The organism is Lebetimonas sp. JH292, from assembly GCF_000523275.1.
In the GTDB taxonomy this organism is placed as follows: domain Bacteria; phylum Campylobacterota; class Campylobacteria; order Campylobacterales; family Nautiliaceae; genus Lebetimonas.
This window is the reverse complement of sequence record NZ_ATHQ01000001.1, coordinates 836,378-862,922: the sequence shown is the minus strand read 5'-3', so window position 1 is coordinate 862,922 and position 26,545 is coordinate 836,378. Positions and strand designations below refer to the sequence as shown.

Below are 26,545 nucleotides of genomic sequence, written 5' to 3'. Positions count from 1 at the left end.
ATTTACAATTATGTTACTTTTTGTAATAATTTATTGTATAATAAATTTTTAGAAACCTCATATCAAGGAAAAGTATGAATATTTTAATTGCCGGAGCGGGAAAAGTCGGCTACAATTTAGCAAAAATACTTTCAACAAACCATAATATAATTATAGTTGATAAAAACGAAAAAGCTCTCAATTCAATAAAAGAGTCTATTGACGTTATGACCATTCAGGGAGACATGAGAGAAGCAAACACTTTTTTACATATAGAAGACAAAATGGATTTTTATATAGCCGTAACAAACAATGATGAAATAAACTTAATTTCAACAATAGTGGTCACAGATATCTTAGAAACAGAAAACATTATTGTAAGACTTACAAACACTTCTTATATTGCAACAAATTTTCAAAAAAAACTTGATATAAACAGGGTGGTTTTCCCTTATAAACTTTCAGCCGCGGCGGTTGCAAAACTGCTTGAATTTCCAAAAGCAAACAATATAAAAGAATTTCCGTTCAGCCAATGCGTACTTATTTCTGTTAGCGTAAAGAACCCTCAAATAACAAAAATCAGTGAAATAGGAGAGGATAACGTTAAAATAATAGGCGCAGAAAGAAATAATGAATTTATTTTTTTAGACGAAAATGATGAAATTCAGGAAAATGATTTATTATATGTCTTCGGAAATAAAGAAAAAATTAAAAAATACTTAAATTTAATTGACACCGTTTCTCCTGAAAATATTCAAAATACATTAATATACGGGGCAAATGAACTGGGAATAGAAATAGCGAAAATACTTTCAAATTTTGAAATGAATATAAAAATCTTGGAAAAAGACGAAGAACTGGCCCTAAAAGCCTCTGAAATTTTGGGAGAAAAAGTTAGTATAATAAATTCATCTTACGAAGATGAGGAAATGCTTTTAAACGAAGGGGTTCAATACAGCGATATTGCCATAACGGCTTCCGTGAAAGACGAATCAAATATTATAAAATCCCTTCAGGCAAGAAAACTCGGAATTAAAAAAATAATAACCATAAATAATAATTTAAATTATTACTCATTAATGCACTCTCTCAGGCTCTCAACCATAAGAGGGCCTAAAATAGCTGCCTTTTATGCTATTTTGGAAGAAATAGATTCAAGGCTGCTGGTTTATGAAAGATTTTTCCTGGGTGCAAAAGGAAAAATTTTCATTAAACAGATTTATAACGAAAAAATTATTACACCCCCTAAAGAAAAAGCAAAAATTTTAATAATAAGAGAAGAGAAAATTTATATATTAAAAGATAGTTTTGAAATAAAATCAGGCGATATTGTAATGGAATTTAATTTTTCAGGAAACAAAAAATGGATAGAAACTCTTTAAAAAATATTCTCAAATTCCTCTCTCTTGTAGGAATGATAGTCATCGTATTTTTTTTAATACCATTGATTACAGGTTTTATATATCATGAGCATAATAAAAAATTTTTAATTTTTTTATTTTTATCTTTTGTAATTTTCGGAGCTATTTTATATTTCTTAAGAAATCATAAAATGAAGATGAAAATCAAAGAAGCAATATTAAGTGTAAATTTAGTTTGGCTAATGCTTGGCATCCTGGGGGCAATACCGTTAATGATTGGGACACACGTCAGTTTTATAGACGGATTTTTTGAGGCAATAAGCGGTTTTACAACAACAGGGGCCACAATATATTCAAATATAGAGGCATTGCCAAAATATATATTAATGTTAAGAAGCACTATGCATTGGATAGGCGGTATGGGTATTATTGTTTTGGGCGTCGGACTGCTTTCTTTTATAAATCCTACCGGTTCACTTACTCTTTTTCAATCCGAATCCACCGGCATAACGGCAGAAAAAATTACACCAAAGCTAAAACACACCGCTTTAAAATTATGGGGCGTTTACGCGCTTTTAACACTGCTTGATATGATTTTACTTAAAATAGAGGGAATGAGTTTTTTTGATGCCATAAACCACGCATTCGCCACGCTTTCAACAGGCGGATTTTCAACCAAAAATGCATCTTTGGGATATTGGGACAACAATTATTTTATTTTGTGGACTACGACATTTTTTATGTTTTTTTCCGGAATGAACTTTTTAGCCCATATAAAACTGCTTAATAAAGATTTTTCAGGTTATAAATCCGAAGAGGTAATGTGGTATACGCTGATATTTTTTGTATTGGCAACAGTATTAACATTGGTTCATTATTTCACATCACACGATTCATTTTTCTTCTCCCTTACCCATTCTTTTTTTACCATTTCATCCATTCTTACAACCACAGGTTTTGCAACACTGGATTATTCCACATGGGGGCAGACGGCAATAGCAATTGTGTTTCTTGCAATGTTAATCGGGGGAAACACGGGCTCAACCGCCGGGGGCATTAAAACAATACGATTTGTTGTTATGTTTAAAAACTTAAAATATCAAATAAGAAAAATACTTCATCCAAATGTTGTATGCTCTGTAAAAATAGACAATAACAAACTCTCCTGTAACACAGTAAACAACGTCAGTGCATTTATATTTTTATATATTCTTACGGTAGCGGTAATTACTTTATATTTATTTGCAAACGGATATGACACAATGACTTCTTTAAGCGCCACGATAGCATGTGTCGGTAATATAGGCCCCGGGTTCGGACATGTGGGGCCGGCGGATAATTTTGCGTTTTTTACACAGCCTCAAAAATTTATTTTGGCAATAGGCATGATTATAGGAAGATTGGAATTTTTTACTGTTTTAATGCTTCTAAGCAGAGAATTTTGGAAAAAATTTTAAAATTTTTCTATAAATTCCACAGCTTCCAAAACATTTTCTTTTATAATTTCGGCGCAGTTTTTCAAATTTTCTTCATATTCCCATTTTACAGCAACAGCTTTAATCCCGGCTTCTTTGGCGCTTAAAATATCCATACAGGTATCGCCTATCATCCAAGCGTTTTCTTTATGGACATTCATTAAATAAAGTGCTTTTAATATGGGTTCCGGATGAGGTTTTGGATTAATTACATCCTCTCTTCCGATTAATACTTCAAAAAATTTTGTAAGATTAAAATAATCCAGCAGTTCTTTTGAATATTTTGCAGTTTTTGTAGTTACAATTCCAAGTCTTGCAAATTCTTTTGCCTTGTTTAGAGCTTCTTTTGTAAACGGTAAAAGTTTTGTTTTTTTAGTAGAAATTTTTCTGTAATGCATTTTATATGTATTTACATATTCCTCCACATTTACATCTATTCCGAGTTTAAAAAACATAATCTCAAGCGGAAGGCCTATAAGTTTTTTTACATTTTCATCCCCCGGATAAGGCTTGTTGTATTTTTCAAAAGTAACCTTAAATCCTTCCAAAATGGCCTCTGTTGAATTTATAAGCGTCCCGTCCAAATCAAAAAGAATTACTCTCACACCACTTTTTTACCTCTTTTTTAATTTCAAATATTTCATCAATATTATTTGTTTTTATATTTTCAAATTTTTCAATTGCTTTTAAAATAATTTTACTGATACCCAAAAAGCCTATCTCTTCTCTTAAAAATCTATCTATTGCAAATTCGTTTGCCGTATTTATAACGATTCCCAAATCTGAATTATTCAGCAAAATTTCTTTAATTTCCCAGACAGGATAACGGCCGGCATCTATTTTTCTAAATTCCAAATTTCCGGCATCCAACAAATTTACATGCTTTAAAATTTCTTCTTTTACCTCATTTAAGATGGCAAAAGAGATGGGAAGCTTCATATCTGTTTTTGAAATATGGGCGGTTGTACTTCCATCCATCCATTCCACCAATGCATGAATAACAGATTTTGTTTCTATAAAAGCGTCAATATTACAGGTATTAAAAAGCCATTTGGCTTCAAGAAGTTCAAAAAGTTTGTTTACCATTGTGGCAGAATCAATAGTAATTTTAACACCCATAGACCAGTTTGGATGTTTTAACACATCTTTAAGTTTTGCTTCTTTTATTTTCTCTACCGGCCAATCCCTTAGTGCACCACCGCTTGCCGTAATATATAATTTCCTAAATTTTTCACTTTACACTTTCCATTCAATAAATACCAAATCCCGAAATGTTCACTGTCAATAGGTGTTATCTTATTTATGTCTATAAATTTACCGGCAATTACAAGCGATTCTTTATTGGCTAAAGCAATTTTTTTATTTAACTCCCCCGCTTTTAAAGTGGGCTTAAGCCCGGATTCACCAACAATAGCGTTTACAACCAAATTACTTTTACATTTTTCAAGCATATCCAAAATGGCATTTTCACCGTATAAAATATTTTTAAAATCTACTTTTTCAGCCGTCTTTTTATCTTTTACAACCACATATTTAGGCTTAAATTTTTTAATCTGTTTGTTTAAAAGTTTATAATTATTTCCTGCAACCAGCATTTCAACAGGAATATTAAATCTTTCGGCAACTTTTAATGTATTTACGCCGATACTCCCAGTTGAACCCAAAACTATCATTATATTCCCAGCATTACAAGCATCACAGGGGCGGCAAAAAGATAACTGTCTATTCTGTCAAGCACACCTCCGTGGCCCGGCAGTATATTTCCGCTGTCTTTTACCCCCGCCCTTCTTTTTAGATAACTTTCAAACAAATCTCCAAATACACTTACAATACTGACAACAAAAGAAACCCCAAAAGATATTAAAATAGGATAATAAAAACCTCCGAATATTCCACCTGCCAGAGCACCTCCGATAACTCCGCCTATTACACCCTCCCAGGATTTATTGGGTGATGTATGGCAAAATCCGTTTTTAAAAAATTTTTTTGCAAAATTTTTACCCACAAAATATGCAAAACTGTCCGTCAGTGCCACAATTACTATAAGCCATATAACTGTATTCATTCCGTATCTGAAATAAAGAGAGTAAAAAAACATTAAAGGCAAAAACGGATAAACAAAAGGCGCCACCAGATTAATTTCTTTTTGTAAATATGCCACATAAGAAGCTATTATAATAACACCGAAAATTCCTGCAAAAAAAGGATTTATAAAAGAAAAAAGAAGCGATATTCCAAGTATCAAATAAATTTTTTCATCTAAATCAACATTAAATAACCTGCTTGCTTCATAAAATCCTATTATTGTAATAACTGCAAATAAAAACCCAGTTAAATAATAATTATCAATAACCACCGCTATTGCTAAAACCGCTAAAATTGCAACCGCCGTTATAATTCTTTTTTTCAATCTATTCCTTTCATTTAATTCTCCATTTTCACAACTCATCACTCACTACTCACCATTTTCACTATTTTCACCTATGCTTTTATATCAATATGCCTTGCGGCTTCTTTTTTAACCTCTTCTTTTTCGCCTCTATCCGGCACTATTTTTTCAATTTCTTCCACAGGTCTTACTTCTTCAACTTTTCTCTCTTTTTCCGCAGAGGCCAATTTTTGCAACTCTTTAGAAACAACTTCTCTTGCCATTATATCAGATGCGATGATTGAAGGAACATGCTGGTTTTGATTAATTAATGTAATCTGGCCAATTAAACTCATAATTTCACCTTTACACTGGAATATTTTCCATATTCAACATTTGCCTTGTCTTTAATTTTTACAAATTTCCTTTTAGTATAATCGACAATTCCCTCTTCTTTATTAGAAAAAGCCACAGCAAGTTTTGCTCCTTCATTTAATATTTCTTCCTCAATTTTTAATTTATTGTTTTTAATTATCACATGGGCACCCGGATAGTTTTTTATATGCATCCAGATATCGTTTGCATTAGAAATTTTAAGAAGTTTAATATTGCCTTTTTCATTTTTACCAACCATTATCAGATAATCATCAAACATAAATTTTGCTATGTTTTCGTCCTCTTTTTTTTCTTTTCTGTTAGGCTGGTATTTTTTCAGTGAGCTTAAATCTTTTGCATTTTCCACAAGTTTTTTATAATTTTGCAAAAATTGAAGCTGTGAAGTTAAAAAACCTTTTTCTATATCAATATTTTCAGCCTTTTTTTTAGCTTTTTTCGAAAGTCTGTAATAATAATTTCCTATCTGATTTATATTTTTAAGCTCCGGCAGTGGCACAGTTATTTCATTTCCTTCAAAATCATACGTTTTAAATTCTTTTTCAAAAGGTTTAATCAAGTGTAAATTTGCCATGGCGATATCCGCATATTTTCTATAGGTTTGGCTTTTTTTATCCAGTTCTTCAATATCCGGCAGTTTTTTTATTTTTTTTTCAATCTCTTTTATCTTTTTATTAATTCTATTTAATATGACTTTTTTGGTTTCATTCACTTTTTTTTCATATTTTTTAGCAAAAAGCTCTTTTGTATAATTTTCCAAATCATCAATTTTAAACTCTTTTTCTTTTATCTCCCTCGATGGCAATTCTTCGAGTTTAACCCCGGGTTTTACAATTCTGCTTGATTGACTTTCGCTGATATGCCTCAGTGATTCTATAACAATATCATTTTCATTTAAAATTATCGCATTTGTATAACGGCCTGTAAATTCAAACCTTATTTTTACAATCTCTTTTTTAAAATTATTATTATTTTTTGCTGTAACTGTTAATATTCTCTCATTACATTCTACACCAAGTATTTTGGCTTTTGTAAATTTTTTTTCCAAAACTATGTCAAAGGGCGCTTTAAACTTTTTAACCAGAGGATAATCAATATTTATATAAATATCGCTGTTTCCTTTTGTCAAATCAAAATAGTATCTATCCTCGTCAAACTGCATTAAAATAAGATTTTCATCAATCCTGAAAGCTTTTTTTATAAACTTATAATTTTTAAGTTTCTCGGCAATTTTTTTTAAAACAAACGCTTTCAATTATTTTCCTTCACTTTATACTTTACATCATGGCCGCTTTTCAAGCAGCCAGATGAGCAAAGCTCATTTTGAACTTTTCACTTTTTGACTGTTTCTATAAATTTCATAACTTTTCTTTTATCTTTTTTTCCGGGTACACTTTCAACCCCGCTGCTGACATCCACCCCGTAAAATCTGTAACTTCCTATTTCAAAAACATTCTCAGGAGTAAGACCCCCGGCTAAAATTATTTTTGAATTGTCCCTCTCTTCAAACCATTCAAGCGCCAATCTTTTTCCGCTTCCCCCATATTCAGGCACATATGCATCCACAATTCTGTATTCACCGGCATATTTATCAATATCTTTTTTTTCTTTTGCCCTCACAACCTTTAAATATTTACAGTTCAGTTTTTCAAAAAAACTTTCGTCAGCCTCAAAATGAATCTGGGCAATATCAGCTTTTGTATAAGCCATTACCTCATTTACAAATTCCGGCGCCGCCTTTACAAACAAAACTGTTTTTACCACAAAAGGGGGCAGTTTTTTAATAATTTTTTTTATCTCAACAGGGCTTGTAAACCTCGGGGATTTTTCATATGTTACAAATCCAAGGGCATCGGCACCGGCATCACAGGAAATTTTAGCATCTTCCCAGTTTGTAATGCCGCAGATTTTTACCTTCATTTAAACCCTTAAACTTTCAATCGCTTTTTTGTAATCACCGCTTTTAAAAACATAACTTCCCGCCACCAAAATATCGGCACCCGCTTCAAGAAGCGCTTTTGCGTTTTTATCGTTTACCCCTCCGTCAATTTCTATCAAAAGAGACGGATTTCTTTTTTCGGCAAGTTCTCTTAATTCCTCTGTTTTTCTTAAAGTGGACGTAATAAACTTCTGCCCTCCGAATCCCGGATTTACACTCATTAAAAGCACCATGTCCACATCTTCAATTATATAATCAAGCAAACAAACAGGCGTTGCCGGATTAAGTACAACTGCCGGACGGATATTTTCTTTTCTTATTTTTTGAATAACCCTGTTTATATGTTTTTCTTCTTCTACATGAAAACTTATAAATTCCGGTTCTAAATGTTTATACATATCTACAAAAAAAGGAATATTTTCAACCATAAAATGTATATCAAGTGGCACGCTCGCAATCTTTTTTACCGCTTCAATTATCATAGGCCCCATCGTCATATTCGGTACAAAATGCCCGTCCATTATATCACAGTGAATATAATCCGCTCCCGCTTCGCATACCGCCTTTACCTCATCAGCTAATCTACCGAAATCTGCACTTAAAATACTTGGAGATATTTTCATTTAACAATATCTATTTTTCAAACAATCATAAAGTTCAATTCTTCTGTCTCTGAAAAACGGCCAAATTTTTCTAACTTCACGTGCAGCCTTTAAATCAATTTCAGATTCAATTATCTCTTCACTTAATCCGCCTCTTACAATTTCTTCACCTTGAGGTCCGAAAACAAAACTGTTTCCCCAAAATTCTATTCCACCAAGCACACCTGAATTATCTTTTTCCTCTCCTACCCTGTTTACCGCAGCCACATAAACCCCGTTTGCCACAGCATGCCCTCTTTGCACACTTATCCATGCATTTAGCATTTTTTCTTTTTCTTCTTTTGTATTTTCATTTTCACAAAGCTCATCTACTCTATCTTCCGGACACATAAGATAACCTATTGCCGTTGGATATATTAATATTTCAGCACCTTTTAATGCCATAATCCTGGCAGCTTCCGGATACCACTGATCCCAGCAAACCAAAACCCCAAGTTTTCCTATACTTGTATCAATCGGCTCTATCTTTTCACCCGGAGTAAAATAAAATTTTTCATAAAATCCAGGGTCGTCAGGAATATGTGTTTTTCTGTATTTTCCTGCAATTTTTCCTTTATCAAATACTATAGCCGTATTATAATAAATTCCATCCATTACTTTTTCAAAAAGGCTTGTAACTAATACTCTTTCTTCTTTTTTACTCACTTCGGCCCAGAATTTAATATCTTTTTCAAAACTCTCAGCATACTTAAAATATTTAGTATCTTCACTTTTACAAAAATATTCACTTTGATGAAGTTCCGGCAAAATAACAAGCTCTCCGTTTGATTTTTTTATCATTTCAACAGTATGATTTATTGTAGCTTCTTTACTTCCTTTGAAGGAGTGCTGAATAAGAGAGATTTTCATAAAAAGCCTTTAATTATAACAAAATGTTATTTGAAAAATGATATAATTTGAAAAAAGGAGGATAATGGCAAACCTTTTAATAATCGGAGCCGGCGGAGTTGGAAGGGTCTCGGCATTTAAAGCGGCAAAAAACAAAAACACTTTTGAAAATATAGTATTAGCAAGCAGAACAAAAATCAAATGCGACATTATTGCTAAAGATATAAAAGAAAAACTTGGAATAAATATTAAAACATATACTCTTGATGCAAACAAAAAAGAAAATGTAATTGAATTAATAAAAAAAGAAAATATTGATATTGTCTGCCATGTGGCTCTTCCTTATCAAAATCTGCCAATTATGCATGCATGTATTGAAACAGGTGCGGCTTATCTCGATACAGCCTTAGCTGAGAGTGAAGATAACCCTGATACTTATTATGATTTACAATGGGCAAAAGATAAAGATTTCAAAAAAGCTCATACAATGGCACTGCTTGGATGCGGGTTTGATCCGGGTGTTACTTCTATAATGGTAAAATACGCAGCCGATTACCTGCTGGATGAATTGAAAGAAATTGAAATATATGACTGTAATTTTGGACGTCATGGAAGGACATTTGCTACAAATTTTGACCCTGAAATTAACCTTAGAGAACTCAATCTACCTGGAAAATACTGGGAAAATGGAGAGTGGCATACAACAAAACCGTTTGAAATTCAAACTAAACACAACTACCCTAAATGCGGGAAAGCTACAAGTATTTTAATATGGCATGAAGAGCTTGAAAGTATTGTAAAACATTTTCCTAACTTAAAAAAAGCTAAATTTTATATGTGTTTTAGCGACCGGTATTTATATCATTTTAATGCTTTAAAAAATATAGGGATGTTCAGTATTGAACCTATTAAAATTTGTGAAGACTGCACTATTTCTCCACTTCAATTTTTAGCAAAAGTATTACCTGACCCACAAGAATTGGTAAAAAATTATAAAGGTAAAACAAATATCGGAGTAATTGTAAGAGGAAAAAAAGATGGGAAAAATAAAGAATATTATATTTATAACATTTGCGACCATGAAAAAGCAATCGAAGAAACGGGAGCTCATTGTGTAAGTTATACAACGGGGGTGCCTGCAATTATAGGCTGTAAATTGATGGCTAAAAAAATCTGGTGGGCTGAAGGGGTACACAATGTAGAAGAATTTGATGCTAAACCTTTTTTTGAAGAGATGGAACGGGAGGGACTTCAAATTGGAGGATATGTAATGATTTATGTAATTAGAAGAAAAACTTTTTTTAATAGAAAAAATTTTTAAATTCTTTTGAAGAAGCTGAGATTTTAAAAATAAAAAAATAAAGGAGATAAAATGAGTAATTTACTAATAATTGGAGCTGGTGGAGTTGGAAGGGTTGCCACTTTTAAAGCTGCTATGAATAACCATGTATTTAAAAATATTGTGCTTGCCAGCCGCACAAAATCTAAATGCGATAAAATAGCAAAAGATATTAAAAATCGCCTTGGAGTTGAAGTTAAAACAGCTGAAATTGATGCAATGGATGTGGAAGCTACTGCAAAACTAATAAAAGAAACAAACAGTGATATTGTCTTAAATGTAGCACTTCCTTATCAGGATTTAGCAATAATGGATGCCTGTTTAAAAGCTGGCGCTCATTATGTAGATACTGCAAATTATGAACATCCTGATGAAGCTAAATTTGAATACAAACTTCAGTGGGCAAAAGATGAAGAGTTTAAAAAAGCAGGACTTAATGGCACTTCTTGGCAGCGGATTTGACCCGGGAGTTACAAATGTATTTACAGCATTTTCAACGCAGGAGCTTTTAGACGAAATAGAATATCTTGATATTCTTGATTGTAATGCAGGAGATCATGGATATCCTTTTGCTACAAATTTCAACCCTGAAATAAATATCCGCGAAATAACACAAAAAGGAAAATATTACGAAAATGGAGAGTGGAGAGAAATTGAACCAATGAGTATTAGCTTTAAATGGAATTATAGAGGAGTTGGAGAATATCCAAGTTATCTTTTATACCATGAAGAGCTTGAAAGTCTAACAAAAAACTTTCCATCAATTAAAAGAGCAAGATTTTTTATGACATTTTCTGATAAATACCTATGGCATTTAAGAGCTCTTCAAAATGTAGGAATGACAAGTATTGAGCCTATTGAAGTTTGTAAAGGCTGTGAAATTTCCCCAATGGAATTTCTAAAAAAAGTACTTCCAGACCCAGCAAGCCTGGGCCCAAGAACAAAAGGTCAGACTCATATAGGAGTTGTCGTAACAGGATATAAAGACGGTAAAAAGAAAAGATACTATATCTACAATATCTGTGACCATCAATGCGCTTACAGAGAAGTTGGAGCTCAGTGTGTAAGCTATACTACAGGTGTTCCAGCAATGATTGGGGCTAAAATGATAGCTACAAAAGAGTGGTTTAGTGAGGGAGTTAAAAATATGGAAGAGTTTCCAGCAAGACCATTTATGTATGAACTAAATAAAAACGGACTCCCTTGGTTTATAGAAGAACTCCCGACAGAAGGACTGCCAATTGACGAAATATAATTTTAAAAACTTTTTTCTTTTTGCCCTTTTACTAACACTTTACAGACTTTTTGTTTTATATCATGTAAATATTGATTTACATGTGGATGAAGCATATTACTGGGGATGGTCAAAGCATCTTTCTTTTGGATACTATTCAAAACCCCCTATGATTGCATGGGTTATTCATTTAGCTTCCATGATTTGCGGAGATAATGAAATATGCATAAAACTACCTTCTTTAATTTTGTATTTACTAACTTCAATTAATATTTTTTTTATTGCAAAAAATCTTTTTAATGAAAAAACGGCCTTTTTTTCCGCACTTACTTTTATTACAACACCTTTGGTTTCTTTTTATTCCATGGCAATTACAACAGACAGCGTACTTTTATTTTTTTATTCATTAACTTTATATTTTTTTATAAAAGCTATAAAAGAAGATAAACTGTTTTATTGGATAATTGCGGGAATTGCCGGAGGTTTAGGGCTTCTCAGCAAATATAATATGATTTTATTTATACTAAGTGTTGTAATATATATCTTTTTGTGCAAAAAGAAAGAATTTAAAAAGAAAAATTTATATATAGCAATGATTATTGCGGCAGCCATTTATCTTCCAAATTTAATATGGAATTATCATCATAATTTTATAACATTTGATCATATAGAAGATATAAGCGAAATAGACAGAAAACTTTTTCATCCAAAACATCTGTTAAATTTTATTTTAACTCAGTTTGGTGTTTTTGGTCCAGTATTTTTTGGAGTTTTACTTTATCTCTTAATAAAACCATATTTTAAAAACTGCAAATATAAACTTTTATACTCTTTTGCATTTGTATTTTTAGGAGTGATTTCCCTGCAGGCATTCTTAACAAGGGCTTTTGCAAACTGGGCAAGCGCTACATATATTGCCGGCACTGTTTTAGTAATAGCTTATTTAATTGAAAAAAATAAAATAAATCTTATAAAAACAGGAATTGCCATAAATTTATTAGCTGCTATTTTATTTTATCATTATCATGATATTACAAAAGCTTTACATATTACACTTACTTCAAAAACCGACCCTTTTAAAAGAGTTTTGGGATGGAGGGAGGTTGCTGATAGATTAAAACCGATAATCCAAAAATATCATTATCCCCTTATGTTTGATGACAGGGTGATTATGGCTGAAATGATTTATATATTTAAAGCCAAATGCGTTTAACTCTGTAATGTTTAATCCTTCACATAAAATCGAAAATCAATATGATATGGATACAAAACTAAAAACAGGGAAAAACTATATTTATGTTACAAAAGAAAATCATGCTAAAAAATATTTTAAAAACTCAAAATTAATTGCTATAATAAACGCGCCTTTATATAAAGACTTTAACAGGACATATAAAGTATTTTTTATGAAGAATTTTAAAGGATATTGAGCTATTTATACTAAAAGTTATTGACTTATCTTAAAATAAGTTATATAATTATAAAAATTTTAAGGAGGGAGAAATGTTTTTAAACAGAATTGACAAAGAAAATCTTAAAGAGTTTAGTACTCTTTCAATTATCTCAGGTATTTTAATGGTAATTGCGGGCATTCTTGCAATAGCAAAACCGGTTGCCGGAAGTCTGGCTTTTGTAATATTCTTAGGGGCTTTGTTTTTAGCCGCGGGACTGGTTCAGTTATATACCACATTTAAGGCTCATACAAAAAGTTTAAGTGCTTGGTTTAAAGCTTTGATGCTTTTAATTACGGGTATTTTACTTTTAATCTGGCCTGGAAGCGGTGTAGCAGCAGTGGCAATACTTTTTGCAGCATATTTTTTCTTTGATGCTTTTGCAAGTTTTGGTATTGCACTTGATTTAAAACCTTTAAGTGGTTGGTGGCTCTCTTTGCTAAACGGGGCGCTAAGTTTCATTTTGGGAATCATTTTAGTAATTGGTTGGCCTTTTAGTTCATTTTTTACAGTGGGGATAATCGTTGGGGTCAGTTTTTTAATGGATGGGATTGTTCTCATATATCTCGGATGGCTGGCTAAAAAAGGGGCTTATGACGAAAAATAATTCGTCTTTGCCCAAAATTTAATCTTTATAGATTCTTTCTCCGATTTCCCTGTATCTTTGATAATAATATTTTACAAATTCATCCGCTTTTTTATTTATCGGATAATAATTTTTATCTTTATAAACAATTTTATCCAAAAATTCTTTTGCATCTTTTTTTTCAATATAATGATTTGCCAAATCCAGATAGGTATCTTTATACCAAACTTTAAGTTTTTCATAATTTTCATAATTATATTCCAGATTCTTACCGTTAAATTTAATTACTTCATTTTCAAAAAGCCCGGTTAAATGAATAAGCCCTTCAATATAATAAGGCAGTACGTCGTCAACTTCCATCCAGGAAATTAATCCAACAGCCCTTTTTATTGTATCTTCCAATACGGATTCAATCAATTCCTTTTCTTCATTTTCAAAAAACGCCATCAGTCCGCCTGTTGTTGCTTTAAATTCCTCTACATTTTTAAACATGCCGCTTTTATTCATTTTAGCTTCGCTCTCTTCATCCACCCATAAAATATGCCCGAACTCATGGCCTATTGTTGTAATGTCATAAACTTTTACAAATTTTTCTTTATCTTCTAAGTTTTTATAAAACTTATCCATAAATTCTTTACCTAAAATTTCATAACTGAGAAGCATTTTTGGTCTTGCTTTTATATCTTCATAAACCTTATCTACAAAAGCAAATATTTTTTTGCCTTTTTCACGACTTACACCCTCATCATTTGGTACAACCTGGGCTGAAAAAAGTCCGTTAAACTCAGCTCCGTAAAAAAGAGCGGGTGTTGAAATGAAAAGCTTAGTTCTTTCAATATTTTTTATGGCATTTTCTAAAAGATTTTCATCAGTGCACTGTTTTTTATACATTTTAACAATATTTTCTTTTACATAACTTTTAACATTCGGGTTTTGAATCCTTACATCAAGCTCAAGCGCCACGGCTTTACGGAATTTATCCTCATAATATTCAAGCGGATGACCTACCTGAATCGGGGAATCTATATCCATCCAGATTCTGTCCACATTTGCCCATCTTTTAATAAGTTCTTTTCTATTTTTTTCGAGAAGCGCCGTTTTCAGGGCGTTAAAATACAAAATCCATTCGGCTTTTTTTTCATTTTCCAGCTTTTCAAGAGCTAAAATAAGTCCGTCTATCGCCTTAACAGCTTCATTTACTTCCTCTTCAAAAACCTCTGCGTATGTTTTGACCACATATCCGTTTTTGGTTTTTACCAAAACACTGTAACTTCTGTCTGCCGTTTTTTTATCTAGTAAATCATTTTCAATTAAATAATCCATCACTTTTGCCTCGTCGCCCGCAAATTCCAAAGACAGCTCTTCATTAACTGTATGAATAATATGTTTTGTCCATTTTGGCTGCCATGCAGAAAAAGCAATCCCTATTTTATGCACACCTTTTAAAAGCTCAGTATAAAAAGGCCCTATAAAAGGTGAAAGTTCGTTTATAAGTTTTTCATGCTCTTTTATCCAGAAATTTTTGGTAAGTTCGTATAAATCAAGCTGAATTTCCTTTATTTCCGATTCATTCAATTTTGCTTTTTTTAAAAGATTTATAAGAGAATCTTCCCTTAAATGAAAAAATCTTTTTTTAAGGGCGGTTAAATTGTCTTCATTTATTTCCAGGTTCAGTGTTTTTAATATCTCTTCAAACAATGCCCTTATATCATCCGGGCATTTTTTAAAATATTTATTTATTCTTTCATCTCTTTTTCTTACAATTTCATATACTTCTTCCAAAAACATTTCATTCCTTTTAATTATTTGTCCTTTTCAATAATTCCAGGGTAATTGATAATACCCTGTGCTAAATGGGGAACACCTATATTAAATTTTTGTTTTAAATAATTTTGAAGATAAGAAGTTCTGTTCCCGCTTCTGCAATAAATTATAAAATCTTTTTTATTTTTTATTAAATCATTCCATATTTTCATATCATTTTGAAAATTTGTAATAGGAAGCAGTCTGTCAACACCTTTTATTTTTGCCTCTTTATATTCAAACGGCTCTCTTATATCAATAAGTTCAAAATCTATTAATTTCTTTTTTCTGGCGTTTAACAGTTCGACCAGTTCATCTCCCAAAATCTGAGTTTTTTTTAAAATATTTTTATTTTTCATCCATCCCCTTTTTAATTTCTTCACATTTTTCCGGATTGCAATAAATTCCGCAGTGACAGCACCCTTCCACTACCTCGTGGTCAATTGCCGGTTTACAAGGACAGATTCTGTCTTCTTTATCACCCATCGGGATAAAACAAGGACAGTATCTCTTTCCAAACATCAGTTTATTTCTTGTAAGACCCATAACAATGGCATCATAAACTTCTTTATCTGGAGTTATACACCATCCGAACTGTTTTACAACTTTTTCAACAAATTTTTTTGTTTTTTCTTCTTCAGTTTTAAATTCTTCGCTGTTCATATCAACATTATCTCTTTTTGGTTTAAGCATAAACCCTCCTTTTTTGCTTGATTTTATCAAATTAAAAAAAAATGTCAAAAAATATAATTCATCTTAATTTAATATTTTCTTTACACCAATTGATTAAAATTTAATCAGTTTAAAGAATAAACTATTATAAAAAAATTGTTACACTTTCAATGTAAAAAATAAAGGAGGAGCTATGAAAAAAATTGAAGCAATTGTAAAGCCTTTTAAATTAGATGAAATTAAAGAGGCTTTGGTTGAGGCTGAAATTACAGGTATAACTGTAAGTGAAGTAAAGGGTCACGGTAGACAGCACGGCCATACTGAATTATACAGAGGTGCGGAATATGTTGTCGATTTTTTACCTAAAATAAAACTTGAAATTTTTGTAAATGACGATTTTGTTGAAAAAACGGTTGAAATTATTCAAACCCATGCAAGAACAGGAAAAATCGGGGATGGAAAAATATTTATCCTGCCTGTGGAAGATGCTATAAGAATAAGAACAGGAGAAAGGGGAAGCGATGCTGTTTAGAATATTATCTATTTTGGGACTGGCAAGCTTGGCTTTTGCGGGTGAGCCTACACTTGATACTGGTAATACATCCTGGATGATGACGGCGACTGCGCTTGTTATGCTTATGACACCGGCAGGACTTGCACTGTTTTATGCCGGCATGACAAGAACTAAAAACGCATTAAATACAACAATGATGGTCTTTGCAGCTTATGCCCTAGCAACGGTAGTCTGGGTGTTTTGGGGATATTCTCTGGCTTTTGGAGACGATGTCGCAGGAATTATCGGTAGTCTAAAACATATATTCCTTAACGGTATAGAATATAGCGATTTGGAAAGCAGCGGTTATCCAAGTTATGTGTTTGTTGCATTCCAGGGAACTTTTGCAGCTATTACAGTGGCAATTGCAAGCGGTAGTATAATTGAAAGAACTAAATTTTCAACATGGTTAGTGTTTGTAATTCTTTGGGGAACATTTGTTTATGCTCCAATAGCACATATGGTATGGGGAGGAGGATTTTTATATAACGCAGGCGCACTTGATTTTGCCGGTGGTACAGTTGTTCATATGAACGGAGGTCTTGCAGGACTTGTTGCGGCTTTAATGATTGGTAAAAGAAAAGGTTATCCTAAAACTCAAATGATGCCAAGCAGTATTATTTTAACAGCACTCGGTGCAGCTCTTTTATGGTTCGGATGGTTCGGATTCAATGCCGGAAGTGAATTCGCAGCCGACGGTGTTGCAGGAAGCGCATTTTTAATGACAAACTTTGCAGCGGCAACAGCAGCAGTTACATGGATTATTTTGGATTACATCAAATTTGGTAAACCTACACTTTTAGGCACGGCTTCCGGTGCAGTAGCAGGACTTGTTGCAATTACACCGGCTGCCGGATTTGTTGGTGTGATAGGTGCTTTAATTATAGGTATAGGCGGAAGCGTATTTGGATTTTTCGGTGTAACAGTACTTAAAAAAATATTTAAATACGATGATTCACTTGATGCATTCGGTGTTCACTTTATCGCAGGTCTTTGGGGTGCACTTGCAACAGGACTGTTTGCTCTTAAAGATTTGGCATGGGCAGGAAGTCCTTTGCATGATCACGGAGACAGATTGGGACAGATGATAGTACAATTGGAATCAGTTGCTGTAACTATTATTTTCACAGCCATAATGACAGCAATTGTTTTAAAAGTATCAAGTCTTCTTACAGGGGGAGCCAGAGTCAGTGAAGAAGCAGAAGTTGAAGGTCTTGACGCTACAATCCACGGAGAAAAAGGTTTTAACTTATAATTAACCCCAAAAAACCTATCGGTTTTTCGGGGACCCCTGTATTTATCTATCTTTTATTTTGTAAAAAGGCAACTTATGAATGAGTTAATTGAAATTTACAACAATAATAAAGAAAACATAAAATCATTTTTGAAAAACACTGTCGAAAATTTCAATTCCTTGATAAAATTCGAAAAAGATAATTTCGAAGAACTGTTTGATTTATTTAAATCTTTGGAATTGGTTTATGTTGTCGATACAAGCAATAAAATTCAAATTTCACCAAATTATTACAGAAACAGAACTGACAATTCTCAAAAAAACATAAAAAGAGATTACCTTTTGGAAAAATTTGAAAATACCGATTTTGCCATTTCTGAAGCCTATAAAAGTTCTGCAAGCGGAAATTTATGCGTAACATTAGTAAAAAAAGAAAACGATAAATTCATTTTTTTGGATTTTAATGTCAAAAAACTGCTTGAGAGATTCAAACTGCTTGAAATTCACCCTTTTTTTGACAGGCTTACATCGTCTTTTTATTTTTTAAGCGGTATTTTAATGGCACTGTTTGCTTTTTTGATGCTCGGTTTTTCTTTATTTAAAGTACTTACCCATATACACAACCTTGAAATTATGGATTTTTTTAAACCTATTATTTATATTACAATCGCTGTGGCTATTTTCGATTTGGCGAAAACGCTTCTTGAGGGGGTACTTTTTAAAAGTTATAAAAGGGAAGAAACGGAATTTAAAACATTTATAAAATTTATTCTTTCCATTATGATAGCCCTCTGTATTGAAGTATTGATGCTTGTATTTAAAATTTCTCTTAATTATCCTGAAAAAATGATTAACGCTCTGTATCTGTTTGTAGGAATTTCTTTAATGATGGGGAGTGTTGCTTTTTTTGTAAAAAGAAAGAATTTGATATAATACTTTTCAAAAAGGTGTAAATGTTTTTAGCCAACTCTGAATATTTAACAAAAATAAAAAATCTGGCTGATATGTCAAGGGAGCTTAATTTAAGCGTATATATTTGGGGAGAAAAAGGTGTCGGAAAAACAACCCTTGCCAAATATATTTCACCCAATGCAATTATCAATAATATAAATACAAATTATCCCTGCATTATTGAAAATTTTGATAAAAACCCCATGCTTTATGAAAATATTCCCATATTAATTGCCACAGGCGAAAAGCCTATGGACAAAGCAATATTAAAAAAATATTTTGCTTTTGAAATTGAATTGAAGCCCTTAACTGAGCATCCTGAAGATATAGAATTTTTTATGGAATATTTTATACAAAAGGCAAAGGAAGAGCTTAAAATTGATAAAAAAATTAAAATTCAAAATCCGGATATCAGTGAAAATTTAAATTCACTTAAAAAACAGGTTTATAAAGAGCTCCTTAAACCCAGCATGGAAGAAATTTACAAAATTTTAAAAGAATATTTAAAAGAAAAACATTCGACATATGAAGAAGAAATAAACAGATTTGAAAAAATACTTTTTAGCGCTATGAAAGAAAAATACCATTCCAAACTTCAAATTTCTGAAAGATTAAAAATCAACAGAGTCACACTTACAAAAAAAATGAAGGCTCTAAATGTTTAAATTCTGGTGTGAATATGATATAAACCCTTTGATAATATTTGATTACAAATCAAATATTGTTTACTGTAATCAAGAAGCTGAAATATTTCTTTCTTATATAAATAAAAAAGAAGTATTTGAATTTGCGCTGAAAAATGCCCCGAAAGATGGTATAAAAACAGAGTTTAAATTGGTAAAATTTGACAAGTTTGAATTTAATGGTTATTCAATCGGTTTTTATGAAGAAAAACTCGGTATCAGGTTTTTTATAAATACAGATAAAAAAAACATAACACTGAATAATCTTGAAAAAGTAAAATTTTCAATGCTTCTTGAATTTGTAAAAGATTATATGGAATTAAAGAATGTTCAAATTACCACTTTTTACGACCCTTCAATTCCTGAAATTTATTTAAACAAAAAAGAGCTGATAAATATCATTTTTGAAATGCTGGAAAACTCTAAAAAAGCTAAAATAACCTCAAAAATACTTGTGGGGGAATATATAAAAATAGATACTAAAAAATATCCTCTTGCCCAAATTGACATAGTTACGCCCCCTTTCAAAAGAATAAAATCAAATTTTTTTGAAATTGAAAATCATGAAGAGGGATATTCCATAAAAATACCGTTAATTAAGGAACTGGATGAAAATAATAATACTTGATACGGAAACAACAGGAAACAGGGAAGAAGACAAAATAATTCAGCTGAGTTTTCTTGTAATGAACAGAAATCTTGAAATAGAAGAAATTCACGACACCCTTGCAAATCCCGGGATACCTATTTCTTTTGAGGCAATGGCTGTTCATCATATTACAAATGAAATGATAGAAGATAAACCCAAATTAAAATTTACAGATGTATATAAAAGATTAAAAGAACTAAATTCTCCTGAAAATGTAGTTGTTATTCATAATGCCGAATTTGATTTGGAAATGCTTAAAAAAGAAGGGTTTAACCCGTTTTTTCAGGTAATAGACACATTCAGAATTTTAAAACATCTGATAAAAGAAAGTAAATATTCACTTCAATACAACAGATATGCCCTTGGACTTTACAAAAAAGAAAAAGATATATGCGAAAAATACGATATTAAAATCAATGCCCATGATGCATTAGGAGATGTTGTTGTTTTAGGTTTACTGCTGCAGTATTTAGTAAAAGAATTTGATAAAACAGTTGATGAATTAATAGAACTTACAAAAAAACCGGTTTTATATGACAAATTTTACCAGGGAAAATATAAATATGAAAATATAAGGGACATATTGATAAAAGACCCTGATTATATAGAATATATGCTGAGTCTTACAGACCTTGATCCGGATGTAAAATATTCCATAGAACACCATTTGGAAAATCTGGATATTGAGCCGGAATACAGATTCGGGGTCGGTAAATATAAAGGTATGTTAATTCAAGATGTGGCAGAAATTGATATTCAGTATCTTTCATGGGCATATCATAATATGAAAATGAGCAAGGGAATGAGGAAAAAAATAGGGGAAATACTATCCTCCTAAATATTTTTTCTTAATTTCATCACTTTGAAGTAAATTGTCTGCCTCATCTTCCATAACCAAAAGGCCGTTTTCCATTACATATCCGCGGTTTGCAATTCTAAGTGCGGCACCGGCGTTTTGCTCAACCAGAAGAATTGTCACATCTTCTTCTTTATTTAATCTAAGTAATATTTCAAACACATCTTTTACAATAATAGGGGCAAGCCCGAGGCTCGGTTCATCCAACACCAGCATTTTAGGTTCACTCATCAATGCCCTGGCGATTGCAAGCATCTGCTGCTCACCTCCGCTCAGGCTTCCCCCGTAATTATTTCTTTTTTCTTTAAGTCTCGGGAAAAGTCTATACATATCGTCCCTCAGCCTTTCAAAATTCTCATCATTTAAAAAGGCGCCGATTTTTAAATTTTCTTCAACCGTTAAATTGATAAATATTTTCCTGCCCTCGGGTACTAAGGCAAGTCCCCTTTTTACAATCTGATGTGTCGGTATTTTTGAGATGTCACCTTCAACAAACTGAATATTTCCCTCTTTTTTTACTAAATTAAAAACAGCATTAAGCGTGGATGTTTTTCCTGCCCCGTTTGCACCTATTATAGTAACAATTTCTCCGGCTTTTACATTAAAATCAATTCCTCTCACAGCTTCAATTACTCCGTATTTTACTTTTAAATTTTTAACATTCAGCATCTCAATCCTTTATCATTTTATCTTCTTACCACCCCGCCGCTTTACAAGCGGCCGGGCAGGCTTTCACCACTCACTGTTTCATACTTCAATATTTCCGAGATATGCTTTAACAACCTGCTCATCTTTCATCATATCGGCAGGCTTTCCTTCAAAAATTGTTTTTCCATAATCCAAAACCATTACCCTGTCGGCTATTTTTTGGACAAATTTCATATCATGTTCGATAAAAAGAATTGTTTTTTCTTTAATTTCTCTCAGTTTAAAAACGGTTTCGGCAAGTTCGTCTGTCTCTTTTGGATTCATTCCCGCCGCAGGCTCGTCAAGAAGTAGTAAATCAGGCTCTGTTGCCAGTGCCCTTGCTATCTCTACTTTTCTTTGATTACCGTAACTTAAGGCTTTTGCATTTACATAGGCATATTTTTCAATTCCTAAAAATTCAAGAATCTCCATAGCCAATTCTTTATGAACTTTTTCCTGTTTAAAAAATTTGGGAGATCTGAAAATTGCTTCAAAAAAATTATATTCAATATGATTATGAAAGCCTATTAAAACATTTTCCAAAACATTCATGGAATTAAAAAGTCTTATATTTTGAAAAGTTCTTGCAATTCCTCTTTTAACAATTTCATTTGGTTTTAAGCCTGTTATCTCTTCGTCTTTAAAAAACACCCTGCCGCTTGTAGGGGAAAAAGCACCGGTTATTATATTAAAAAGCGTTGTTTTACCCGCTCCGTTAGGACCGACCAATGCAAAAATTTCTGTCGGTTTTACATGAAAAGTTACATCTTTTATAGCAACGACCCCGCCAAACTGTTTTGTAACTTTATCTACTTTTAACATTTCTTTCCTTTATTTCATTATCATTTTTCACTTCCATTTTCCATTATACATTTATAACTTTCCACTTGACACTCACCACTCAACATTCATAACTTACAATTCAAATACCTCTCCCCCTCTTTTCTCGCCCATTTAACAAAAAGTCTTTTGGTATCCATAAAGCTTTCTTTATTTTCAAAAATAATTTCTTTCAATATTCTTGAAGTACTAACGGCATTGGAAAAGCCTCTTCCACCCATTCCGTTTACAATATAAAGACCTTTTTTGTAAAAAATTTCTTTTGGAATGGAGCCTTTTACAATATGTTTATCATTTAAAAGAGTTTTATCTACATCTATAATTTTACCAACTATAGGAAAATAATCAATACTTGCGGCCCTTTGCCCACCTTTAATTGAAACTGTTTCTCCTTCGATTTCCATTATTTCATTTGCTTTTTTTATTAATTCATTAGCTTCTTCTAAATTTTCTTTGCATTCCAGACAGTTTCTTTTATGGGTTGCCCCGATTCTGAATTTTCCATTTACATAAGCCAAAGAGCAGTTCTTATGATAATAAATATCCAGCTTTTCATTTTTCACTTTACATTTTTCACTTAACTCTATCCTCTCCCCCCAAACAGGCCTAATTTTTATATAAGGAATATCAATTAAATTTTCATATCCGGTGGAAAGAATAATATTTTTAGTTTTTATTGCATCATTAATTACCCAAACACTGTTTCGAAATTCTATTTTTTTAGTTTCAAACTGCTTAAAATTTACATTTATTTTTTTCCTGACATCATCAACTTCAACCAGACTGCCTATGTCAAAAAAAAAGCCGTTATCGATTTTTCTGAATGGAAGTTTTATCTCTTTTTCATAAGTTTTAAATTTTTCTATATCTTTTCTGTCTCTCGGAAGAAGTAAAACACCTTTTGTATGGGTATTAATTCCCTTTTTTTTATAAAATTCGATTGCTTCAATTATTGAATCGTTAATAAATCTTGTATAAGGGCTGTCAATTCCTATTTTAGGAAATAAAAAAGCGCCCGCTGCAGAGCTTGCGCCTTCTAATATTCCTTTTTTATCTATAAGAAGCGTATTATATTCTTTTAATCTGTAGGCACTGAGTACTCCGGCGATTCCGGCTCCTATTACGACAAAATCAAAAACTTTCTTCATATGCCGTTTCTAATACTTTTTTATCGTATCCCCTAAGCAGGGAAAACAGAAAATTTTTAAACTGTTCTTTATCAATATCCACTTTTACATACAAAATCTGGGTTTTTTTATCATACCAGTTTCCTTCATTTACAGCATTTGTTATTACAAAGGCTTTTACTTTATCCAAAATATTTTTTGCAGTATTTAACCTTCTTAAAAAATCTTTTGTTTTAGTCAAAATTTTTTCGCTTAATGATTTAATCCCGATAGAATAAGCCTCCTGCTGAGAGAGTCTTGAAACTTCTTTTGTATGGATTTTTCCCACACTCATAAATGAGTTTTCATAACAGACCCAAAAAGGGGCGGGAAGCTTATGAATATAACATTTTGTAAATTCTTTTATTTTTGTAGGCGCATTACTGACACTGCATCCCAAAAATACTAAGGGCAAAACCAATAATATTTTTTTCATTTCTCTCCTTTGTTTAAAATTTCCAGATTAAAAAAAAGTTTTCTTGTTTTAAGTTTTTCCCCTGCAAGATATAAATTTTCGCCTTCTATTACTATTTTTTTGTCACTTTTTTTAATTGTCACTTTTGGCATGGAAAGATTTTGATTAACTATTTTTGCAACCCAGAAAATATTGCAAAGCTTTTCTATAACATCTTTTTGAGGCAGTAAAAATTTATATTTTTCTACCTCTTTTTTTTTGATTTTTTTTCTTTTATAAAATCTTATTATTTTTGAGATTAAAAGTCTGTCATTATGGGAAAAACCGTAATGCAGGGAATTTAAGATAATATAATCGGTATGTTTGTGGGCTTCGTAAAAATCTATAAGCTCTCCCGCACGGGAAAGTTTTATTGCAAAGCTCAGATGTCTTTTATATTTTTCGTCTAAATTAAATTCATCTTTCAATAAATCAAACAAATCAAGGGCTATTTTTGTTTCGTAAGAAGCTGTTTTTGTATTTATGTTATAAACATCTATTATAGTCCTGACGGACGGATTAAAATTACTTGGGAAAATCAGATTGTCATTTCTAAGTAAATCGCTTAAAAACACCCCCTCTCTCACGCCTACACCGCTTGTTATTATGTTTTTTGCTTTTAAATATTTTAATACTTCACAAAAAACCAAAAGCCCGGGTCTTATTACATCAAGTCTTTCGGGTTTGATTCCTATTTTTAACAATTCTTCATCACTTCTTTTGATTAAACTTTCCAAAAATTCAATCTCTTTTATTTCATAGGAAAAACCGTGCAGTATATCCAATGGATACTCATTTTTTTTCATTATAACCTGGGCAATGGCCCTTGCTGTTCCTCCAATACTGAAAACAGTTTCATCTTTGAAATTTCTATCCAGTTTTTTTAATTCGTTTTTTATATATTCCTTTGCACCCTTAATATCGCTTTTATCAAAAAAAAGCTCTTTAAGCCTGACAGTGCCTAATTGCAAAGTTGCCGTTTTTTCCACTCTTGCATTTTTTATTAAAGAGAGTTCACAGCTTCCCCCTCCGATATCCACACTCACCCCGTTTTTTTTATAAAGAAGATTGGCAACCGCAATACCGCCGAAAAACGCCTCTTTTTCCCCGTCAATAACTTTCAAATTTATTCCTAATTTTTTTACTTCGCTCAAAAATTCAGCTTTATTTGGGGCATCTCTGAGTGCTGAAGTTGCAACGGCCAATATCTTGCGCGTTTTTAAAGATTTTGCTATTAAAAGAAATTCCTTTAAGGCGTTAATTGCTCTTTTAATAGCAAAATCTTGTAAATTTCCGCCGTTTTCATAAGCACCTTCACTTATTCTGACTCTACTTTTTTCTTCCCTTAAGAGATAAAAGCCAAAACGGCTGGTTTTCCTAAAAACAGCCATTCTGGCCGAATTGGAACCTATATCAATAACGGCTGTAATTTTGGCCATTATTCCTCTTCAACTTTATGTATTAATTCTGATTTTAATTTAAGTTCTTTTGCACTTTCCACATTATCCGGATCAGGCACAATTGCATCCACTGGACATACCTGCACACACTGAGGCTCACCCCCATATTCTATACATTCCGTACAAAGGTCCGGATCTATTTCATAAATAGGCTCACCCGCCTCAATTGCACCGTTTGGGCATTCATCAACACATGCGTCGCACGCAATGCACTCATCTGTTATTTTCAATGACATATTACTCCTTTGGATAACAAAATTTATAGCCTCTGCGGCGAATGGTCTTTATTGTATCAATTTTAAAAACTTTGTCAACCTTTTGACGTATCTGATTTATTGCAACTTCTATAACATTTGGTGTCACCAGTTCAGGCTCTTCCCAAATTGCATCCAAAAGCTGCTCTTTTGAAATAACCTGGTTGGGATATCTTGCTAAATGCATAAACACTTCAAAAGATTTTCTTTTAAAAGATGTTTCTTTGCCTTTATATATTATTTTTTCTTCATCTTTTAAAATAATCAAATCTTTTATTTTAATCTGAGATTCCCTGCCGGCCCTCAGGGCAACATTTATTCTTGTTATAAGCAAATCAAAATTGATTGGTTTTCTTATATAATCATCCGCCCCCATTTTTAAGCACTTAATTTCCGTGTCCATAGACATATCATTGGATAAAATTATTATTTTAATCAGGGGATATAAATCTTTTGCAAAATTTATAAATTTAAACACCTCGCTGAATGTAAAATCTGTATCCACTATCACCATATTATAATGTCTGACATCCAAAAAATATTTGGCATCCTTAATGGTATATGCCGAGTCTGTTTTATATCCGGATTCATTAAGAGCTTTTACAATCAGATGATTAAGCGTTTCATCTTTAAGAGTTACAAGTATCCTCACTTCTTCTCCTTCATTA

Annotated in this window: 29 protein-coding genes and 2 pseudogenes; 13 read left to right on the top strand and 18 right to left on the bottom strand. The window is 32.1% G+C overall.

Going from position 1 to position 26,545, the window contains the following annotated elements:
* The first annotated feature begins 74 nt into the window (after window positions 1–74).
* Window positions 75–1,361: an NAD-binding protein gene (locus DZ64_RS0105450; RefSeq protein WP_024789737.1), complete on the top strand. Its 1,287-nt coding sequence runs from the start codon at window positions 75–77 to the stop codon at window positions 1,359–1,361.
* Window positions 1,343–2,797, top strand: coding sequence for a TrkH family potassium uptake protein (locus DZ64_RS0105445; protein WP_024789736.1), 1,455 nt, complete (start codon window positions 1,343–1,345; stop codon window positions 2,795–2,797). Before DZ64_RS0105450 ends, DZ64_RS0105445 begins: the two co-directional genes overlap by 19 nt.
* Here DZ64_RS0105445 and DZ64_RS0105440 read toward each other — a convergent pair.
* The 8 genes and pseudogenes from DZ64_RS0105440 to DZ64_RS0105405 form a co-directional block, all read right to left on the bottom strand.
* Window positions 2,794–3,420, bottom strand: coding sequence for an HAD family hydrolase (locus tag DZ64_RS0105440; protein WP_024789735.1), 627 nt, complete (start codon window positions 3,418–3,420; stop codon window positions 2,794–2,796). The genes DZ64_RS0105445 and DZ64_RS0105440 overlap by 4 nt on opposite strands.
* Window positions 3,401–4,488 (bottom strand): annotated as a pseudogene (gene dxr, locus DZ64_RS14115) (1-deoxy-D-xylulose-5-phosphate reductoisomerase). Before dxr ends, DZ64_RS0105440 begins: the two are co-directional and overlap by 20 nt.
* A complete protein-coding gene (locus DZ64_RS0105430; RefSeq protein ID WP_024789734.1) occupies window positions 4,488–5,225 on the bottom strand; it encodes a phosphatidate cytidylyltransferase in 738 nt (245 codons plus the stop codon). The pseudogene dxr and the gene DZ64_RS0105430 overlap by 1 nt, the downstream one beginning before the upstream one ends.
* A 71-nt stretch (window positions 5,226–5,296) precedes the next feature.
* On the bottom strand, window positions 5,297–5,539 hold the full coding sequence (locus DZ64_RS0105425; RefSeq protein WP_024789733.1) for a hypothetical protein: 243 nt from the start codon (window positions 5,537–5,539) through the stop codon (window positions 5,297–5,299).
* Entirely contained in the window at window positions 5,536–6,831 is a 1,296-nt protein-coding gene (locus DZ64_RS0105420) for an NFACT RNA binding domain-containing protein (protein WP_024789732.1), read from the bottom strand. Before DZ64_RS0105420 ends, DZ64_RS0105425 begins: the two co-directional genes overlap by 4 nt.
* Window positions 6,832–6,908: 77 nt before the next feature.
* Complete coding sequence (locus DZ64_RS0105415; protein WP_024789731.1) at window positions 6,909–7,496, bottom strand: phosphoribosylanthranilate isomerase; 588 nt, start codon at window positions 7,494–7,496, stop codon at window positions 6,909–6,911.
* Window positions 7,497–8,138, bottom strand: a complete 642-nt coding sequence (gene rpe, locus DZ64_RS0105410) for a ribulose-phosphate 3-epimerase (RefSeq protein ID WP_024789730.1) — start codon at window positions 8,136–8,138, stop codon at window positions 7,497–7,499.
* A complete protein-coding gene (locus DZ64_RS0105405) occupies window positions 8,139–9,026 on the bottom strand; it encodes a carbon-nitrogen hydrolase (RefSeq protein ID WP_024789729.1) in 888 nt (295 codons plus the stop codon).
* Window positions 9,027–9,090: 64 nt separating this feature from the next.
* On the opposite strand from DZ64_RS0105405, the gene DZ64_RS0105400 reads away from it, so the two are divergent.
* The 5 genes and pseudogenes from DZ64_RS0105400 to DZ64_RS0105380 all read left to right on the top strand — a co-directional run bounded on the left by DZ64_RS0105400 (window position 9,091) and on the right by DZ64_RS0105380 (window position 13,636).
* Window positions 9,091–10,326, top strand: a complete 1,236-nt coding sequence (locus DZ64_RS0105400; RefSeq protein WP_024789728.1) for a saccharopine dehydrogenase family protein — start codon at window positions 9,091–9,093, stop codon at window positions 10,324–10,326.
* Between the two features lie 51 nt (window positions 10,327–10,377).
* Window positions 10,378–11,599: pseudogene (locus tag DZ64_RS10755) on the top strand (saccharopine dehydrogenase family protein).
* Window positions 11,586–12,791 carry a glycosyltransferase family 39 protein gene (locus DZ64_RS0105390; protein WP_024789727.1) on the top strand — a complete coding sequence of 402 codons (1,206 nt, stop codon included), beginning with the start codon at window positions 11,586–11,588 and terminating at the stop codon, window positions 12,789–12,791. The pseudogene DZ64_RS10755 and the gene DZ64_RS0105390 overlap by 14 nt, the downstream one beginning before the upstream one ends.
* A gap of 46 nt (window positions 12,792–12,837) precedes the next feature.
* Complete coding sequence (locus DZ64_RS0105385; protein ID WP_156922625.1) at window positions 12,838–13,008, top strand: hypothetical protein; 171 nt, start codon at window positions 12,838–12,840, stop codon at window positions 13,006–13,008.
* 73 nt (window positions 13,009–13,081) lie between these two features.
* Entirely contained in the window at window positions 13,082–13,636 is a 555-nt protein-coding gene (locus DZ64_RS0105380; protein ID WP_024789725.1) for an HdeD family acid-resistance protein, read from the top strand.
* A gap of 18 nt (window positions 13,637–13,654) precedes the next feature.
* On the opposite strand, the gene ciaB is transcribed toward DZ64_RS0105380, so the two are convergent.
* Genes ciaB through DZ64_RS10745 form a run of 3 tightly spaced genes read right to left on the bottom strand, consistent with a single transcriptional unit; the run spans window position 13,655 to window position 16,111 of the window.
* Window positions 13,655–15,403 (bottom strand): invasion protein CiaB, encoded by a 1,749-nt coding sequence (gene ciaB, locus DZ64_RS0105375; protein WP_024789724.1) that lies wholly within the window; start codon window positions 15,401–15,403, stop codon window positions 13,655–13,657.
* Between the two features lie 14 nt (window positions 15,404–15,417).
* Entirely contained in the window at window positions 15,418–15,777 is a 360-nt protein-coding gene (locus DZ64_RS10750; protein ID WP_035003142.1) for a rhodanese-like domain-containing protein, read from the bottom strand.
* On the bottom strand, window positions 15,767–16,111 hold the full coding sequence (locus tag DZ64_RS10745; RefSeq protein WP_035003140.1) for a ferredoxin-thioredoxin reductase catalytic domain-containing protein: 345 nt from the start codon (window positions 16,109–16,111) through the stop codon (window positions 15,767–15,769). Before DZ64_RS10745 ends, DZ64_RS10750 begins: the two co-directional genes overlap by 11 nt.
* A gap of 172 nt (window positions 16,112–16,283) precedes the next feature.
* Between DZ64_RS10745 and DZ64_RS0105365 the strand changes: the two genes are divergently transcribed.
* The 6 genes from DZ64_RS0105365 (at window position 16,284) to DZ64_RS0105340 (ending at window position 20,998) form a co-directional block, all read left to right on the top strand.
* Window positions 16,284–16,622 (top strand): P-II family nitrogen regulator, encoded by a 339-nt coding sequence (locus tag DZ64_RS0105365; RefSeq protein WP_024789723.1) that lies wholly within the window; start codon window positions 16,284–16,286, stop codon window positions 16,620–16,622.
* A complete protein-coding gene (locus DZ64_RS0105360) occupies window positions 16,612–17,898 on the top strand; it encodes an ammonium transporter (protein ID WP_024789722.1) in 1,287 nt (428 codons plus the stop codon). Before DZ64_RS0105365 ends, DZ64_RS0105360 begins: the two co-directional genes overlap by 11 nt.
* 75 nt (window positions 17,899–17,973) lie before the next feature.
* A complete protein-coding gene (locus DZ64_RS0105355; protein WP_024789721.1) occupies window positions 17,974–18,810 on the top strand; it encodes a PDC sensor domain-containing protein in 837 nt (278 codons plus the stop codon).
* A 20-nt stretch (window positions 18,811–18,830) separates the two neighbouring features.
* Window positions 18,831–19,493 (top strand): Fis family transcriptional regulator, encoded by a 663-nt coding sequence (locus tag DZ64_RS0105350; RefSeq protein WP_024789720.1) that lies wholly within the window; start codon window positions 18,831–18,833, stop codon window positions 19,491–19,493.
* Window positions 19,486–20,139 (top strand): hypothetical protein, encoded by a 654-nt coding sequence (locus tag DZ64_RS0105345; RefSeq protein ID WP_024789719.1) that lies wholly within the window; start codon window positions 19,486–19,488, stop codon window positions 20,137–20,139. The genes DZ64_RS0105350 and DZ64_RS0105345 overlap by 8 nt, the downstream gene beginning before the upstream one ends.
* Window positions 20,120–20,998: a 3'-5' exonuclease gene (locus DZ64_RS0105340; RefSeq protein ID WP_024789718.1), complete on the top strand. Its 879-nt coding sequence runs from the start codon at window positions 20,120–20,122 to the stop codon at window positions 20,996–20,998. Before DZ64_RS0105345 ends, DZ64_RS0105340 begins: the two co-directional genes overlap by 20 nt.
* Here the strand turns inward: DZ64_RS0105340 and DZ64_RS0105335 are convergent.
* The 7 genes from DZ64_RS0105335 to hsrA form a co-directional block, all read right to left on the bottom strand.
* The gene (locus tag DZ64_RS0105335) at window positions 20,987–21,685 is read right to left on the bottom strand and encodes an ABC transporter ATP-binding protein (protein WP_024789717.1); all 699 of its coding nucleotides are present in this window, start codon (window positions 21,683–21,685) and stop codon (window positions 20,987–20,989) included. The genes DZ64_RS0105340 and DZ64_RS0105335 overlap by 12 nt on opposite strands.
* 78 nt (window positions 21,686–21,763) lie before the next feature.
* On the bottom strand, window positions 21,764–22,525 hold the full coding sequence (locus tag DZ64_RS0105330) for an ABC transporter ATP-binding protein (protein WP_024789716.1): 762 nt from the start codon (window positions 22,523–22,525) through the stop codon (window positions 21,764–21,766).
* Between the two features lie 86 nt (window positions 22,526–22,611).
* Window positions 22,612–23,691, bottom strand: coding sequence for an FAD-binding oxidoreductase (locus DZ64_RS0105325; RefSeq protein ID WP_024789715.1), 1,080 nt, complete (start codon window positions 23,689–23,691; stop codon window positions 22,612–22,614).
* On the bottom strand, window positions 23,675–24,145 hold the full coding sequence (locus tag DZ64_RS0105320; protein ID WP_024787560.1) for a hypothetical protein: 471 nt from the start codon (window positions 24,143–24,145) through the stop codon (window positions 23,675–23,677). The genes DZ64_RS0105325 and DZ64_RS0105320 overlap by 17 nt, the downstream gene beginning before the upstream one ends.
* Window positions 24,142–25,602: a Ppx/GppA phosphatase family protein gene (locus DZ64_RS0105315; protein ID WP_024789714.1), complete on the bottom strand. Its 1,461-nt coding sequence runs from the start codon at window positions 25,600–25,602 to the stop codon at window positions 24,142–24,144. The genes DZ64_RS0105320 and DZ64_RS0105315 overlap by 4 nt, the downstream gene beginning before the upstream one ends.
* Window positions 25,602–25,859 carry a YfhL family 4Fe-4S dicluster ferredoxin gene (locus DZ64_RS0105310; protein ID WP_024787559.1) on the bottom strand — a complete coding sequence of 86 codons (258 nt, stop codon included), beginning with the start codon at window positions 25,857–25,859 and terminating at the stop codon, window positions 25,602–25,604. Before DZ64_RS0105310 ends, DZ64_RS0105315 begins: the two co-directional genes overlap by 1 nt.
* A gap of 1 nt (window position 25,860) precedes the next feature.
* The gene (gene hsrA, locus DZ64_RS0105305; RefSeq protein WP_024789713.1) at window positions 25,861–26,529 is read right to left on the bottom strand and encodes a homeostatic response regulator transcription factor HsrA; all 669 of its coding nucleotides are present in this window, start codon (window positions 26,527–26,529) and stop codon (window positions 25,861–25,863) included.
* Window positions 26,530–26,545 lie beyond the last annotated feature (16 nt).

What these genes read in the sequence shown, in the direction of transcription:
- DZ64_RS0105335 (WP_024789717.1), bottom strand. Translation starts at nt 21,685, where the DNA reads ATGCTGAATGTTAAAAATTTAAAAGTAAAATACGGAGTAATTGAAGCT.
- DZ64_RS10745 (WP_035003140.1), bottom strand. Translation starts at nt 16,111, where the DNA reads ATGCTTAAACCAAAAAGAGATAATGTTGATATGAACAGCGAAGAATTT.
- DZ64_RS0105340 (WP_024789718.1), top strand. Translation starts at nt 20,120, where the DNA reads ATGAAAATAATAATACTTGATACGGAAACAACAGGAAACAGGGAAGAA.
- DZ64_RS0105415 (WP_024789731.1), bottom strand. Translation starts at nt 7,496, where the DNA reads ATGAAGGTAAAAATCTGCGGCATTACAAACTGGGAAGATGCTAAAATT.
- DZ64_RS0105325 (WP_024789715.1), bottom strand. Translation starts at nt 23,691, where the DNA reads ATGAAGAAAGTTTTTGATTTTGTCGTAATAGGAGCCGGAATCGCCGGA.
- DZ64_RS0105380 (WP_024789725.1), top strand. Translation starts at nt 13,082, where the DNA reads ATGTTTTTAAACAGAATTGACAAAGAAAATCTTAAAGAGTTTAGTACT.
- DZ64_RS0105350 (WP_024789720.1), top strand. Translation starts at nt 18,831, where the DNA reads ATGTTTTTAGCCAACTCTGAATATTTAACAAAAATAAAAAATCTGGCT.
- DZ64_RS0105445 (WP_024789736.1), top strand. Translation starts at nt 1,343, where the DNA reads ATGGATAGAAACTCTTTAAAAAATATTCTCAAATTCCTCTCTCTTGTA.
- rpe (WP_024789730.1), bottom strand. Translation starts at nt 8,138, where the DNA reads ATGAAAATATCTCCAAGTATTTTAAGTGCAGATTTCGGTAGATTAGCT.
- DZ64_RS10750 (WP_035003142.1), bottom strand. Translation starts at nt 15,777, where the DNA reads ATGAAAAATAAAAATATTTTAAAAAAAACTCAGATTTTGGGAGATGAA.
- DZ64_RS0105450 (WP_024789737.1), top strand. Translation starts at nt 75, where the DNA reads ATGAATATTTTAATTGCCGGAGCGGGAAAAGTCGGCTACAATTTAGCA.
- DZ64_RS0105315 (WP_024789714.1), bottom strand. Translation starts at nt 25,602, where the DNA reads ATGGCCAAAATTACAGCCGTTATTGATATAGGTTCCAATTCGGCCAGA.
- DZ64_RS0105345 (WP_024789719.1), top strand. Translation starts at nt 19,486, where the DNA reads ATGTTTAAATTCTGGTGTGAATATGATATAAACCCTTTGATAATATTT.
- DZ64_RS0105385 (WP_156922625.1), top strand. Translation starts at nt 12,838, where the DNA reads ATGGATACAAAACTAAAAACAGGGAAAAACTATATTTATGTTACAAAA.
- DZ64_RS0105425 (WP_024789733.1), bottom strand. Translation starts at nt 5,539, where the DNA reads ATGAGTTTAATTGGCCAGATTACATTAATTAATCAAAACCAGCATGTT.
- DZ64_RS0105365 (WP_024789723.1), top strand. Translation starts at nt 16,284, where the DNA reads ATGAAAAAAATTGAAGCAATTGTAAAGCCTTTTAAATTAGATGAAATT.
- DZ64_RS0105355 (WP_024789721.1), top strand. Translation starts at nt 17,974, where the DNA reads ATGAATGAGTTAATTGAAATTTACAACAATAATAAAGAAAACATAAAA.
- DZ64_RS0105330 (WP_024789716.1), bottom strand. Translation starts at nt 22,525, where the DNA reads ATGTTAAAAGTAGATAAAGTTACAAAACAGTTTGGCGGGGTCGTTGCT.
- DZ64_RS0105405 (WP_024789729.1), bottom strand. Translation starts at nt 9,026, where the DNA reads ATGAAAATCTCTCTTATTCAGCACTCCTTCAAAGGAAGTAAAGAAGCT.
- DZ64_RS0105360 (WP_024789722.1), top strand. Translation starts at nt 16,612, where the DNA reads ATGCTGTTTAGAATATTATCTATTTTGGGACTGGCAAGCTTGGCTTTT.
- ciaB (WP_024789724.1), bottom strand. Translation starts at nt 15,403, where the DNA reads ATGTTTTTGGAAGAAGTATATGAAATTGTAAGAAAAAGAGATGAAAGA.
- DZ64_RS0105320 (WP_024787560.1), bottom strand. Translation starts at nt 24,145, where the DNA reads ATGAAAAAAATATTATTGGTTTTGCCCTTAGTATTTTTGGGATGCAGT.
- DZ64_RS0105400 (WP_024789728.1), top strand. Translation starts at nt 9,091, where the DNA reads ATGGCAAACCTTTTAATAATCGGAGCCGGCGGAGTTGGAAGGGTCTCG.
- DZ64_RS0105310 (WP_024787559.1), bottom strand. Translation starts at nt 25,859, where the DNA reads ATGTCATTGAAAATAACAGATGAGTGCATTGCGTGCGACGCATGTGTT.